We start from the raw sequence: 14,298 nt of genomic DNA, 5'->3' as shown, positions 1-14,298 counted from the left end.
AGTAATTTAAATATCTAAATAAATATATTTTCTCATTCTTCTTTTTTAATATAATCGATTTCTTTTTTTAAATCTTTGACCTTTTTTTCTAGCATTGCGTATTTCTGAACTAATTTTCTATTTCGCTCATTTAAATTTGAAACAATAGAGGTTATAGATAATAAAATCAACAGAACAAATATTCCCTCAATCATAAAGACAGCATTTGTTGCATCATATACCCCAATAATATTTGAAATTTTGTATATAATCTCAGGAAATACAGAAACCATTAGCATTACTACACCAGAAAACAACCAGATCAAAGAATACTTTAAATTCAATTTTCTTTTTTGCAACAAATGTATGATAACAATCAAATATATCAAAACTCCTAGTGTTAAAAAAACTCTTAAATTTAGACTCATCGTTTGACTCCTTTTTTAAATCCCATCCTATATATTATAATGGCAAGTGAAACTTTTATCATATAATAGACAGTCTGCATAACTTTAATAGAAGACTCTCCTCCACTACGCTCATACATAATCACAGGAATCTCCTTTATTTTGAAACCATTTAATACTGCTGTAATAATTGCTTCTGGTTCAGGATAATCCTGTGCATAACATTGGGAAAAAAGGGTTGTTAATGGTTTAGAAGTTGCTCTAAATCCACTGGTTGTGTCATTAATACTTTTACCACAACAAAATCTAATTAGATGTTTCAAAAAATTTATTCCAAAACGTCGCATCTTTGATGATTGAAATCCTTTATTTGTGATAAACCTTGATCCAATTACCATATCTACTTTATTGGTTACTATCTCCTCAACCAGATCCTTAATATACTTTGGATCATGTTGTCCATCTCCATCCATTTGAATTGCTACATCATAATGATTTTCTACTGCATATTTATATCCAGTCTGAACCCCACCTCCTATACCTAAATTAACAGGCAAGCTAATATAATTAAAATTATTTTTTCTACAAATGTCCTCGGTTTTATCAGTAGAGCAATCATTAACTATAATATAATCTAAATCAAATTTCCAATCATTTTTATACTTTTTCAACTTACTAATAACAAACTCTATTGAATCTTCTTCATTATAAGCCGGAATAATCACTAATACTTTCATTAAAACCTCTCTTAATAAGCATTCTTAATCAATGCCCCAAACGTCATAAAAAACACCTTCACATCCAGCCATAGCGACCACTTCTCAATATACTCAATATCGCAGTTGATCCGCTCTACAATCGAAGTATCCCCGCGCCAGCCGTTTACCTGTGCCCAGCCGGTAATTCCCGGCCTTACATGATGCTTAATCATATACTTGGGCACTTCATCTTTAAACTGCTGCACATAAAACGGCCGCTCTGGTCTCGGGCCGATAATACTCATATCGCCCTTTAACACGTTAAAAAACTGTGGAATCTCATCCAAACTTGTTTTCCGGATAAAGGAGCCAAATTTCGTCTTTCTCGGGTCATCCTCAGTAGTCCAAAGCTTATCGCCTTTTTCTGGAATATCATTTCGCATTGATCGGAATTTATAGATATAAAATTCCTTCCGGTTCATGCCCACGCGGATCTGCTTATAAATAATCGGTCCTGGAGAGGTTACCTTAACTAGAATCGCTAAAATCAGATAAAGCCATGAAAAGACGATTAAAAACGTACCGGACAAAAGAATATCCAGCGCCCTTTTGACAAACTTATTAAAGGGCTCATCCAGCGGTATATACCGCGTATTGATCAATGGGATGCCATCGAGCTCATCAAAAGCTGGTCTGGAGCCCTGAACCAGATTAAAATAATCTGGGATAACCTGTGTTTTTATACCCTGATACTCACATTTGTCGATCACATCATTGATGCGCTTAAAGCTGGTATTTGGCAGCGCAATAATGACTTCATCCACACGAAATTCTTCCAGTATATCATTCATTTCTTTTGTGGTTCCCAAAATAGGTAAACCATTTTTATCACTCTTCGGATAATAATCGTCAACGTAGCCGCAAATTTTGTAGCCAAGCTGCCGGTCTCCTAATACTTTATCCGCAAAAGCCTGTCCCAGGGCACCAGCTCCCACGATGATAATATACTTAATGTTGTAACCGCGCTCACGCATCATTCGAAGTATTTTTCGAATGGTGCCCCGCTCCAAAGACATGATTACAATGGAGAACAGAAAAAAGAGCCCGAGCATATACCTTGAAAAGTGAATGCTCTTCTCTGTATATAAAACTGCCATTACAATTAAAATCCCAATTATATTGGACAATATAATTTCCTGGCACTCTTTAAAAAAGCGCTGCTTTCGATACGGTTTATACAAGCCAAAAATAAGAAACAAAGTCAGGTAGACAGGTATGATAAAAATCAGCAGGCCAGCATAAGCCTCGAAATGCATTGTGCGCACACCATCCGTAAAAAACGGGGAGACAAACCGAATATACCAGGCCAGAAGAAGCGCGCCGCTGACGACAACAGCATCAAAAACAACCAGCAGAAAATTAAAAAAATGTTGATTACTTTTTATCATAGCTTCTATCTCCTTTTAAGATTATCGGTTTTTTGCTAACGCAATTTTTTTCATTATTTTAGTCCCGAGAAATACCGTACCCGTCGTAATTTTACTGTATTTTCCCTGGTAATGTTTGTTATAAAAAATAATCATAGAATCATAAAATGCTTTGATTACCTTAGGATTACGTTTTCCGATCCCACTGGCCTTTTTATAATGAAATATGCGTACCTCCGGATAATAAATGATCTGATATCCAGCCTGCTTAATGCGGTAGCACCAGTCAATATCCTCACCATACATAAAATAGTCCTCGTCCAGCAGTCCGACACGGTCGATCACACTCCGGGGAACAAGCATAAACGCCCCCATCACGCAGTCAACTGAACATATTTTATCTGGATTAACAAAGGTTAAATTGTATTCACCAAACCGCTGGCTTTTGGGAAAGCGTTTATCCAGCTTAAGCGAATGGTATAAGCCGTTAGCCGGTGTCGGAAAGCTTCTCTTGCACGCCGCATCTAACTGGCCGTTTTCCAGAAGTACCTTGCATCCTAACGCTCCCACCTGCGGTCTCGCTTTTATAAACTCCAATGACTTTTTAAGTGTATTCGGCTCGACGATTGTATCTGAATTTAACAGAAGAATATAATCTCCCTTTGCTTTGTGAATTCCAATATTGTTCGCCTTTGAAAAGCCCAGGTTTTCTTTGTTTTTAATGATACTCACCTGTGGAAACTTCCTTTCAATGGCTTCGATACTGCCGTCACAAGAAGCATTGTCCACGACGATCACCTCAAGGTCGACCTCCTGCAAATGGCTCTCATACACTGAAGCCAGACAATTAGTGGTCAATTCTTCTGTTTTATAATTAACAATAATAATCGATAAATCCATAAATGCTCCATTCGTACATACTTCTTGTCAATTTTAACAGTATATCATAAATGTAACAAATTTGCATCTTCCAATTGCCTTACTTCGATATTTTTTCAAATAAATACCGGAATACATTCCAGAATAACATCCCCTCTATCTTGATATAGTTAAGAATATGGCGCATTTTGAAGGGTGTTTTCCGAACTTTATTTAAACTTAAAAGCGCTTCTTTAATACCAGACCAATAAGTCTTTCCATATCCCGACACAGAAAACATTGCGCCTTTAATTAAAAAACCCAACGCTAAAAAAATAAAATTTATCACCAGCTGTAAAAAAGGCATATTTTTATAAGCAGTATAGATGTTATTCCTGGCCGAAATTTTAACCTTAAATTCTGAATACTTATTGCCATCCGCCGTTGTCGCGCTGCCGATATGATAGCAGATAGCAGATGGCTCATAACGATTCTTATATCCGTAAATACGTCCTCGATAAGAGACATCCACATCCTCAAGGTAAGCAAAATAATGCTCATCAAACAAGCCGATCGCATCAAAAATACTTTTTCTGTAAATGCCGGCGCCAGCGCAGGTACTAAAAACACTGGTTGGCTTCAATAATCGGGAAACGCTCTTCCCATCACCTCGTTTATAAGCCCAGCCCAGGACATTATAAAAATCTCCGGTATCATCAATTTTATCGCGTTCATAATAGCGAATCATCCGTGAAGAAACGGAAAATATCCGTTCATCCTTGTCAATGGCCTGATGGAGCTTTTCAACAAAATCATCTGCCACCACCACATCATTGTTTAACAGCAGCACATACCTGCCCTTGGCAGCGCGAATGCCATTGTTCACGGAAACCGCAAATCCAGAATTTTTTTCATTAAGGATCAGCCGAATCTCCGGATGATTTTTTAAAATCGTCAGACTATCGTCGGTTGAACAGTCATCAACAATGATGATCTCAAAATCTTTGAAAGACTGCTCTTCCAAACTATTGAGGCAATTTTCCAAAAACGCTTCCCCGTTAAAATTAGGGATAACAACTGATATTTCTTTACTCATATACATTCTCCATGGTATTATCATATCCTAGATAAATGAAGGATGCAATAAAATTCTAAATGGATATTTTTAGTGTAATAAGTTTTATTTTTTGCCTGTGGATAAAAAGTTATCCACAGGCGTAACCGTCATATATGTCGACAATTTGAGCAAAAAAGTGAAAATGGACGCAGATTCACCGACGCCTGTGTCGACATAAATAACTATAACATTATAATTTTTATATATTATTATATATTAATAAAGGGGACCGCTTCCTGCTTTCTGCTGTTTCGAAAAACAGTTCCCCTTGTTTTTAAAATCTGTGATGATGATTCTTGATCTTTTACTGATCTTTATCATTTGTATGTTAACCCATAACCATGCATCATCAAATTTCAAACATAAACATGCATTTCAGCGATTTTTATCTTCTATTAATGATTCCGTTCCTTTTCGATTCTCACTCGTCTTAATTCAGGTATTTTGAATGTATTTTTATTTTCCAGGATTTTGTGGATAACTGGCGTCAAAAATTATAAAGCGGACAGATCTGTCCGCGATAATGCCAAAATCGCCAAAATAGCGGCAAGATCGCGGTCACAGATGTCCGCCATTAATAATATTATAAATAATATATTATTATATATATACTTATTCCTGAGTGCAGAGTTATCCACAGGTTGAAAACAATAAAATTACCTTAAACCTTTTTCATCTCAAAAATAGTTTCAAAAAAATACTTAACAATGCCTTTTGATTCATTATATATTTAAAAGAAGTATTCTTTGAAAACTAAAACTTTAAAATTCACCAAAACAAAAGACCAGTATATGTGTTATTTTCACACTATATACTGATCTTTAAAGATTAAAATGCATTCATAACTGTCACTAGTTTATTGCCATAATTCACATCTGCTGCCCATTTTCCGGCTAAATCGCCAACTGTTGGTGCACATCCTTTGTTAACATATTGATAACGCGGATCCACACATTCATTGACCAAACCTTCTGTTGATGCATAAGCCTTTAAATGCTGCACCTGGGCTCTGATGCCTGTTCGGACATCCGCAAAACTATTTCCCGGAGCACCGTTTCCAATCGCTCCAATACCAGCAAAGTTAAACTGTTCACGCTTAACATCACCGCCATATTGCAAGTATCCCGTTTCAAGGCACATTTGTGCAAATGCTACTTCAGGCCGTACGCCTTCTATTTTGCATTCTTCAATGTAAATATTCGCAAAATCTACGGTAGACATGCCGTAAAAAGATGATGGGAATGAGGCCTTACTGCTGAAGTAATCAGCTAATTCCTGAGCCGATTTTGTCTGAATTCCCATAATTGAAGTCACTGTCGAAAAAACAATTTCAGGATCCTCTGGAACATCACTCTTGGCTACGTTCACACTCGTTATTCCCAGCATGGTTTCTTTTCCATTGTTGTCTTTTCCATATACATGAATGGTGTAATTTCCAGTATCATATCCATGGTCCTTTAGCTTGATCGACACTTTGTAACTTCCATCATACTGTCTTTGGGCTTCATACCAGACCAGATCATCCTGTCCATTGTTCTCACTCCAAACCGGTACCAATATTTTATTGATTCCTGACGGGGCATTGATATCCTTCACTGTAACAGTAAATTCTCCATTGGCTACCTCACTCGCAGTCACATTCCCAGCTGTCATTCCTGGTACGTTCACACTCGTTATTCCCAGCATGGTTTCTTTTCCATTGTTGTCTCTTCCATATACATGAATGGTGTAATTTCCAGTGTCATATCCATGGTCCTTGTTATTAACAATTACAGCGTAACTACCATCTGTTTGACGTGTTCCATCGTACCATATTAAATCATCTTGTCCGTTGCTTTCACTCCAAACTGGAAATAGAATTTTCGAATAATTTTCATACCCTTTTAGGTAAACTTTAAATTGATTTGAACTTAAAAGCTTACAAGAGAGTCCATTTGGTATACTTTCGTCAGAAGTTAAAAATATGTCTGTATATCCTAAGAACCCTTCATTCCCAATATTATCGGTCGCATAAAAATGAGCGGCATAGTAACCTACTTCATTATTATGATCCTTAATATCGATTTTTGCAGTCCAATTACCTTGTCCATCATTTTGGGCGGGGTACCATCGTAAATCGTCTTGACCATTCTCAAAAGACCAAATCGCAACTCTTACATCACTAACACCTGAAAGATCGTCTTTTACGCCATTTGCTGTAACTGTAAACACAGCATTAGTCGTTGGCGATTCAGGTGTTGTAATGCTATCTGCAGTAGGAGCTTTTTCATCCTTGGTAGCACCACCAAAATATTCGCTGACACTGTTAACAATCCTTCCGCTCATTTTTTCCTGAAAAGCATCTGATGCCAACAACAGGGATTCAGATGGATTGGAAATAAAACCGCCTTCAATTAAAACCGAAGGGCACGTTACGTGTGCTTGAACATAGTCGTCTCTTTCCACCGTCTTTCGGTGGTCAATTCCAATTCCATTGAAATTTTTTTCCAAAACAGAAGCAAAAACTTTTGATTCCTGTGCTGCCCAGCAAGGAGAGCTATCTCTAAAGGCCATATCTCCAGCCCAAAGACCAGAAACCTCATAAACACCTTCTTGATCAAAATCACGATAACTACTCCAATAAAACTCATAACCGCTGGCTGATGATCCACCTGAATTATGGTGAACACTAATTGCCAAATCTGGCTTTATTTTATTAATAGCATTCGCAACATTTGATAAAGAATTAGCTTCCGCGTTCGTCAACAATGATTGTACTGAGCATCCGGTAACAGGATGTGTAAGGTAAACAGTGTATCCTAGCTGCTTAAGTTTAGTAGCAACCTTACCCGCAACAGCTGCATTGACAGCTGCTTCTGTTATGCCAGTACTGGAATTCGTCGCACCTGGATCATAACCTACACTGTGTCCAGGTTGTATAACTACCACTGGTGAACGCGCATATACTGGAAAACCAGAGATTATGAGGCTAAACAAAAACAATATCAATATCGATATGGTAACCACAACCTGGTTCTTTTTTGCTTTTTCTCTTTGCAAATAGTTTCCTCCTTTCTTAAAATTTAGGAAATCGGCTTGTTTATGGCCTAATTCCCCATAATTGAATTATATTATATTCCCCTTTCTCCGTCAATCAAACTTAAAACAAAAGCATCCTCTATTGAGAATGCTTTTTACGATAAACTTTAAATTCTAAATGAAAAATCGCCCGCTTTCCGCGTTAGATTAGGATTATAGTAAGGATCATTGTCAATGTACCGACCCCAATGCTGATACATATACTCTGTTTCTTTGGCAAATCGTTCCTGCTTTTCAACGGTATTTTCATAACCTCTGGTTTTTGATTCATAATGATATAGCTCAGCCTGATGTAGCCAAACATTTTGTTTTCCCAACTCTAGTAATTTCAGACAAAGATCCACATCATTAAAGGCAACTATTAGCTCTTCATTAAAACCATTTACTTTTTCAAAATCATCTTTTTTAACCATCATACAAGCTGCAGTGACAGCAGAATAATTACAGTTAATTTCTAATCTGCCAAAATATCCAAAATCACCTTTTGGGAAAGTATGATGCCCATGGCCTGCCGCACCGCCAAGCCCAAGTATAACACCTGCATGCTGGATTGTATTATCCTCATAGTATAATTTTGCGCCCACAGCTCCAATTCGATCAAACTGCGCAAAAGAAACCATTGTATTTATCCAATCAGGCGCAATAACTTCGGTATCATTATTTAAAAACAAAAGATACCTACCTTTTGCCTGCCGGGCGGCTATATTATTAATTTTTGAATAATTAAAAGGTATATCTATCGGAATTACTGAAACTTTATCTGCATATTGTTCCTCGTATACTTCAAAAAGGTGTTTTGTTTGGATTTCCTGACTACCATTATCCGCAATAATAATCTCGTAGTTTGGATAGACTGTTTTTAAAAGAATTGAATCCACACACTTTTTCAAATCTTCATATCCATCTCGCGTTGGAATAATAATGGATACTTTTTCTGTTTTAATGATATCGTACTTAACATTATACAATCCTAAACCCGCAGCGTGTGTTACTGTCCCTCTAATTCCACGTCTGTTAAGCGCATCCTGCAAAGCAAGTTTTCCTGCTTCAAAAGCATATCCTTTAGAGTCCTGATTAACTGCCGTTGATGTCTCCAGCATTCGCCAATGATATAAAATTTTCGAAATATGTCCAATTTGATTCGTCTTCTCTGTAAACCGCAGCACAAGATCGTAATCCTGCGCCCCTTCATATCCTTTTCTAAATCCGCCAATCATATCAATTATTTTTTTTCTGTACACCCCAAAATGACAGATATAATTCGTTCCCATTAACAAGTCCGGTGACCAATCGGGCTTAAATGTCGGATCCGTACGGCGGCCATTTTTATCAATTTTATCTTCATCACTATAAATCAAATCAAGCTGTGATTCTGTGTTTAATTTTTTTACTACCTCATAAAGTGCATTTAGAGATAATTCGTCATCATTATCCAGTAATCCAATAAATTCGCCTTCAGCCATTGACAAAGCTGAATTTGTAGCTTCGCAGATGTGTCCGTTTTCTTCTCTATAAAGAACTTTTATACGGCTGTCCTCTTTTTCAATCTTTTCTAGTAACGGCTTCACATAACTTTTTGAAGAATGATCATCTGCAATGCACAGCTCCCAGTTCGCGTAGTACTGATTTCTAACGGAATCGATACACTTTCTCAGCCACTTTTCTTCAACGTTATAAACAGGCATTAGGATAGAAATCAAAGGTTGATAATTAAATATTTCTATGTTCTTTTTTATTTTCTCAATATTATCCTCTTCATTTTCATCAATCCATTGTTCATATAAAGCATTCGAACGCGCTTTTTCTAACTTAAGACGTTTTAGTGTGTTTTTCAATCCATTTCTTTTTAAATAATTGATGCCTCTTTTCAATTTTATGTATGAATGGCTAAAAGGACTTCCAAACTCATTTGTTAGGCGATATTTTTTTTTTAGATCAAAATTAGCCCTTCTAGATTCTTCGCCAACTGCAAAAACCAAACGTATAGTTCCAGACCATTTTTCAACCACAATCGTTACTAAAAAGCCACATTTGGAATCTGAGTCGAGATTATAAATTTGATTAACATCTGTTCTTAATTGGGAAGAAACCTCAAATTCTTTAATATTGTGATTTCCTTTGATCGTAATGGTTGGGATTTTTTTGTTTTTAACATTCAAACACCATCCTTGAATTATCAATTTGTGTTCTTCATCGTCCTTCATGACGCTATCAATAAAAAATTGAATATCTTTTTTCATTATTTTAAACCTCATCATTCAAAATCCATGGATTAATATAAGGATCTCTTCTTTTTTCAGGTGGCCATACTTCATTAAATTCGCAGTATTCTTGCTTTGTCAATAATTTATTTTCGACACAGTCTTCTACACCTTTAAAATAAGGTGTCCAAACAATATCTAAATTCATGGACCGTATTTTTAAGCAAAGGTCTATTCCTTTCAAACCATCTGCTAAACTTTCATTGATGCCACCAGCTTTTAAATAGTTTTCCTTACTGATTAAAAGACAATCTTCTGTTACTGCAAAAACATTCTGCGGTAAGACAATTCGGAAATAGTATCCTAACGAACGATCTGAACATCCACGATGCACGTAATGTATTTGCTGTTTTTTATCATCGATCCATACACCTGCATTATAGACAATATTTTCCTTTGTAACGATCTTCCCACCAACGATTCCAACTCCGTCCTTCAAGCCATAATTAAGAAGTTCACTAATATTTCGTTTTTTTTCTACAAGAATACTATTTTTTAAAAACAGCAAATACTGCCCTTTTGCTTCCTCTGCGCGTTTATTAAAATTGTATGATTGAAGAAATCGAATTCTTGCGTCTTCATATTTCAAAAGCTCTTTTTGTTCAGCAGGTACTAGTATTTCAAAATTACTATAATCTGCATTGTTTAGAATTGCATTAACTATTTTTTCAATATCTTTATTAGCGCCCCATAAAATAATTGAAAGCATGGGTTTTATTTCATAATTATAATTTATTTTATAAGCTCCGTAATTTCGGGTCATTTTTACATTACCATGAAGATTTTTTCGTGCTAACGACTCTTCCAAAGCTTTTTTTCCGGCTGTGTAGGCATACTCTTTACTCTTAGGGTCAAATGCAACTGATGTTTCAATGGTTCTCCAATGATATAAAATTTTAGGAATATGCCATATATGTTTTGCTTGCTCCGTTGCTCTTAAAACAAAATCATAATCCTGGCTTCCATCCATAGTACTTCTTAAAGCACCCACTTTATCCAATAACGTTCTCTTTACAACTACAAAATGCGTAATGTAATTGTGACCACACAGCAATACTGAATTCCAATTTGGTTTAAAGAAAGGATCAAAACGCTTCCCTTTTACGTTTATTTTATCCTCATCGGTGTAAATAAAATCTATATCACTCTGCTCATTAATTGTTTTAACTATTTCATATAAAGCCATTGGCGATAACTCATCATCATTGTCCATAAATCCGATAAATTCTCCCGTTGATATCTCTATAGCCGAATTTGTTGCCTGAGAAATATGACCATTTTCATTTCTGAAAACAAGTTTTATTCTTTTATCTTTTTGGGACATTTTTTCTAAAAGAGGACGCACATAAGTTTTCGTTGAACAGTCATCCGCAATACACAACTCCCAATTTTTATAAACTTGCTTTCGCAAAGAATCGATGCATTTTTGCAACCATTTTTCTTCAACATTGTAAACTGGAACAACAACGGAAATTTTAGGAGTTATTTCAAAACTATTAATATCCTGCCTAATTTTTTCCAAGTCAACCTTCTCATTTTTATAAATCCAATAGTCATAGTCATCACTACTACGGTGTGACTTATGAAAAATAAATTTTTTATATGCTTCTGCAATACCAAATTGTTGAACTGTTTTTATGTCTTTTTTTACTTTTTGCATAAAATATTTTTCTTCTAAATTCAATCGATCAATTCTAATTAATATTTTTATGCCTGTATTAGTTTTTAAAATTAGATGATAATAACGTTTTAAAATAGCGCCTTCTATTTCTATCATAAAACCGAGCTTACAGTTTCTGTCAATGCTAAACACATCACAAACGTCAAAACGATCTTGCCTGGTAACTTTAAAATAAGCTCCTTCTTCTGCTGGAACCACATAATCTAATTTTTTATTATCAGAATTTGAAAAGCCCCAGCCTCTAATAAAAACTGAGTTTCTTTCATGATCAAAATCAACAGCATCTATATTATATTTAAAGAAACTATTTTTCTTTAAAATTAATTGCTTTTTTCTTCTATATAAATTAGATATATTTCGAATTCCATCCAATGTTTTCCATAAATTCGAATCAATAATCTGTATATATCGATTCTTCATCGTTTCTACTTTATCACCATTTCGACCTGATTTGATATCTAATTTTTTGCATAGATTTATATTTTCATTTTTTTTCATATAATAATCAATCAAAATTTTTTTTTGAATTTCACTATATTCTCCAATATGATAGAACTCAAAATACAACTCAAGCCTTCTTCCCCTAATACTCTCTCCTTCTATTCTTAAAAAGGGATTGCCATTTAAAAAAACATAACTATCCTTTGAATTCCAAATTGCATTTGTTTTTATACTTTTAATCATATCATCTTCCGAACAAGCTTTAAACTTTAAAGCACCTTTTGCCTGCATAGGTAAAATTTTCAAAGCATTTAACGTATCTGGGATATCTAATATAATCCTTTGATTCTCTCCAGTTAATATATTTAAAAGCCATGGTTCTACTTTAATATCATTCCCATAATCATATACTAAATTAAGCTGTACAACTGCATTGGAATTTTCTGGAATCTTTCTTTTAAATGATACATTCGCTTTCAAAGATAACACGAAGAAATACTGATACACCTCTCCAAATGGTCTGATTTTAAAATCATACTGCATTTCAATTGGCAAATCTGCATATGAATTATCAAATTCAGTTTGACCAACTTGAGCGTAAGTGTAGTCTTCTTCATTAATATATAGACCTGTTTTCTCAAAAAGCTTCTCGAATCCATCCTGTGTATAAAATGTATTATGAGTTTTATCTAAAAGACCATATTCATTATAGCTAAAATTGTTATTAAACAAGTCAATCAAAACAGAATTATGCCCTATATTAGGGAAGGAAACAAGAAAAACGCCATCGCTTTTTAGACACTTTTTCGAATATTCTAATACTTTTAGCGGATCCTGTAAATGCTCTAAAACATCAGCAAAAATAATCACGTCAAATACCTGATCACTAAAATATTCACACCATTCAAAATCCTCAATATTTCCTAAAAAACCATCATCTGCGAACTTCATTACTTCATTATAAAGCTCTTTATCAAATTCGACAATAGATACACTGCACCGTTTTACTTTCGTTAAATATCTTGTTACTCTTCCGTTTCCTGGTCCAAATTCTAATACTCTGGAGCCATCCTTTATGTGCGCAATAATCTTTCCAGTACTGGTATTTTGATCAAGGGCTAAATCAAAATCATATTTCATTTCTAAACCTTTTCTTTCCACTCATGATCTAACACAACAATTCCTTCGCCTACATATTTCCCTGTGATAAACATATTGATATATTTTGTTTTATACACTAAAGGAACCGTTGCATTTTCTTCGAACAAAGCAATATCAAAATAATATTCACCACTTAAAAGTCCCATTTTATTATATTTTAAATAAAATACATTCTTTCCTTTTTCCCACGGAATATTCTTTTTATCAAGCAAAGTATTTAAACCACAAACATATCGATTATCTATTGTCCTTATTGCGATCCCTAAAACTGGACTTTTAATGTTGATATTTTTTACATTATATTTTACTTTTACAATTACTGTACTATCCTGTTCTACCATTTCCAAGGGTTCTAAATTCTCGTTCAAAATTTCTGCATTTTGAACTTCAACAATATCTGCCGCAGCATGCTCTTCCACCATGGTTCTTTCGCGATCAATAGAAGTTAAAGATTTTTTCTTTAAGAAATTATCATACTGCTCTGTTACTTCCATGGTATCACCCTCATCAACAATTTCACCATTTTTCAACCAATATACACGGTCGCAAAATCTCCTTATTGAGTTAATGTCATGTGAAACAAACAAAATGGTTTTATTAGAGTTTCGGAACTCGGTAAATTTCTCCATACATTTTAGCTGAAATTCTAAATCGCCAACCGCCAATGCTTCATCAACAATTAAGATATCTGGATCAACATTAATCGCCACAGCAAAGGCTAAACGAACAAACATACCACTAGAATATGTTTTTACAGGCTGATTGATATGATCCCCTATATCCGCAAAAGTAATAATATCATCCACCATATCATCAATTTGTTCACGAGAAAAACCGAGGACCATCCCATTCAAATAAATATTTTCATATCCACTATATTCTGGATTAAATCCAGAACCCAGTTCCAGTAAAGCAGAAATTTTTCCATCTATTTTAATTTCTCCACTCGTCTGTGTTAAAACACCAGTTATAATTTTCAAAAGAGTTGACTTTCCGGATCCATTTTCTCCAACAAACCCAACAGTCTCTCCTTTTGCAACCTCTATATTTAAATTATTTAAAGCGTAAAAATCTTCATGGTAGCTTTTTCTGAAAGGATTCAAAGCCTCCTTTAGTCTATCCTTTGGTTTTGCATAAAGCGCATATTTTTTTGTTAAATTTTTTATATCAATTACTTTATTTTCCATTGT

General features: G+C 34.8%; 9 protein-coding genes. All 9 read right to left on the bottom strand.

Annotated elements, in window-relative coordinates; translation table 11 throughout:
• Positions 1-32 precede the first annotated feature (32 nt).
• Positions 33-407 carry a DUF2304 domain-containing protein gene (locus DW091_RS15430; RefSeq protein WP_118518613.1) on the bottom strand — a complete coding sequence of 125 codons (375 nt, stop codon included), beginning with the start codon at positions 405-407 and terminating at the stop codon, positions 33-35.
• Entirely contained in the window at positions 404-1,123 is a 720-nt protein-coding gene (locus DW091_RS15425; RefSeq protein ID WP_118518612.1) for a glycosyltransferase family 2 protein, read from the bottom strand. Before DW091_RS15425 ends, DW091_RS15430 begins: the two co-directional genes overlap by 4 nt.
• An 11-nt stretch (positions 1,124-1,134) precedes the next feature.
• On the bottom strand, positions 1,135-2,532 hold the full coding sequence (locus DW091_RS15420) for an undecaprenyl-phosphate glucose phosphotransferase (protein WP_118518611.1): 1,398 nt from the start codon (positions 2,530-2,532) through the stop codon (positions 1,135-1,137).
• Positions 2,533-2,553: 21 nt separating this feature from the next.
• The gene (locus DW091_RS15415) at positions 2,554-3,411 is read right to left on the bottom strand and encodes a glycosyltransferase family 2 protein (protein WP_118518610.1); all 858 of its coding nucleotides are present in this window, start codon (positions 3,409-3,411) and stop codon (positions 2,554-2,556) included.
• 79 nt (positions 3,412-3,490) lie between these two features.
• Positions 3,491-4,465 (bottom strand): glycosyltransferase family 2 protein, encoded by a 975-nt coding sequence (locus tag DW091_RS15410; RefSeq protein ID WP_118518609.1) that lies wholly within the window; start codon positions 4,463-4,465, stop codon positions 3,491-3,493.
• 849 nt (positions 4,466-5,314) lie between these two features.
• The gene (locus DW091_RS15405) at positions 5,315-7,525 is read right to left on the bottom strand and encodes a GBS Bsp-like repeat-containing protein (RefSeq protein WP_118518608.1); all 2,211 of its coding nucleotides are present in this window, start codon (positions 7,523-7,525) and stop codon (positions 5,315-5,317) included.
• 146 nt (positions 7,526-7,671) lie between these two features.
• The gene (locus DW091_RS15400; protein ID WP_118518651.1) at positions 7,672-9,804 is read right to left on the bottom strand and encodes a glycosyltransferase family 2 protein; all 2,133 of its coding nucleotides are present in this window, start codon (positions 9,802-9,804) and stop codon (positions 7,672-7,674) included.
• 4 nt (positions 9,805-9,808) lie between these two features.
• On the bottom strand, positions 9,809-13,108 hold the full coding sequence (locus DW091_RS15395; protein WP_158577915.1) for a glycosyltransferase: 3,300 nt from the start codon (positions 13,106-13,108) through the stop codon (positions 9,809-9,811).
• Positions 13,090-14,295, bottom strand: a complete 1,206-nt coding sequence (locus DW091_RS15390) for an ABC transporter ATP-binding protein (RefSeq protein ID WP_118518606.1) — start codon at positions 14,293-14,295, stop codon at positions 13,090-13,092. The genes DW091_RS15395 and DW091_RS15390 overlap by 19 nt, the downstream gene beginning before the upstream one ends.
• Positions 14,296-14,298 lie beyond the last annotated feature (3 nt).

This window comes from Eubacterium sp. AM05-23 (genome assembly GCF_003477535.1).
Classification (GTDB): Bacteria; Bacillota; Clostridia; order Eubacteriales; family Eubacteriaceae; genus Eubacterium; species Eubacterium maltosivorans.
Note: the sequence above shows the minus strand (reverse complement) of the source record. Positions and strands in the feature narration are given on the sequence as shown.

Coding starts and splice junctions, on each gene's coding strand:
- DW091_RS15430 (WP_118518613.1), bottom strand. CDS start 407: ATGAGTCTAAATTTAAGAGTTTTTTTAACACTAGGAGTTTTGATATAT.
- DW091_RS15425 (WP_118518612.1), bottom strand. CDS start 1,123: ATGAAAGTATTAGTGATTATTCCGGCTTATAATGAAGAAGATTCAATA.
- DW091_RS15420 (WP_118518611.1), bottom strand. CDS start 2,532: ATGATAAAAAGTAATCAACATTTTTTTAATTTTCTGCTGGTTGTTTTT.
- DW091_RS15415 (WP_118518610.1), bottom strand. CDS start 3,411: ATGGATTTATCGATTATTATTGTTAATTATAAAACAGAAGAATTGACC.
- DW091_RS15410 (WP_118518609.1), bottom strand. CDS start 4,465: ATGAGTAAAGAAATATCAGTTGTTATCCCTAATTTTAACGGGGAAGCG.
- DW091_RS15400 (WP_118518651.1), bottom strand. CDS start 9,804: ATGAAAAAAGATATTCAATTTTTTATTGATAGCGTCATGAAGGACGAT.
- DW091_RS15390 (WP_118518606.1), bottom strand. CDS start 14,295: ATGGAAAATAAAGTAATTGATATAAAAAATTTAACAAAAAAATATGCG.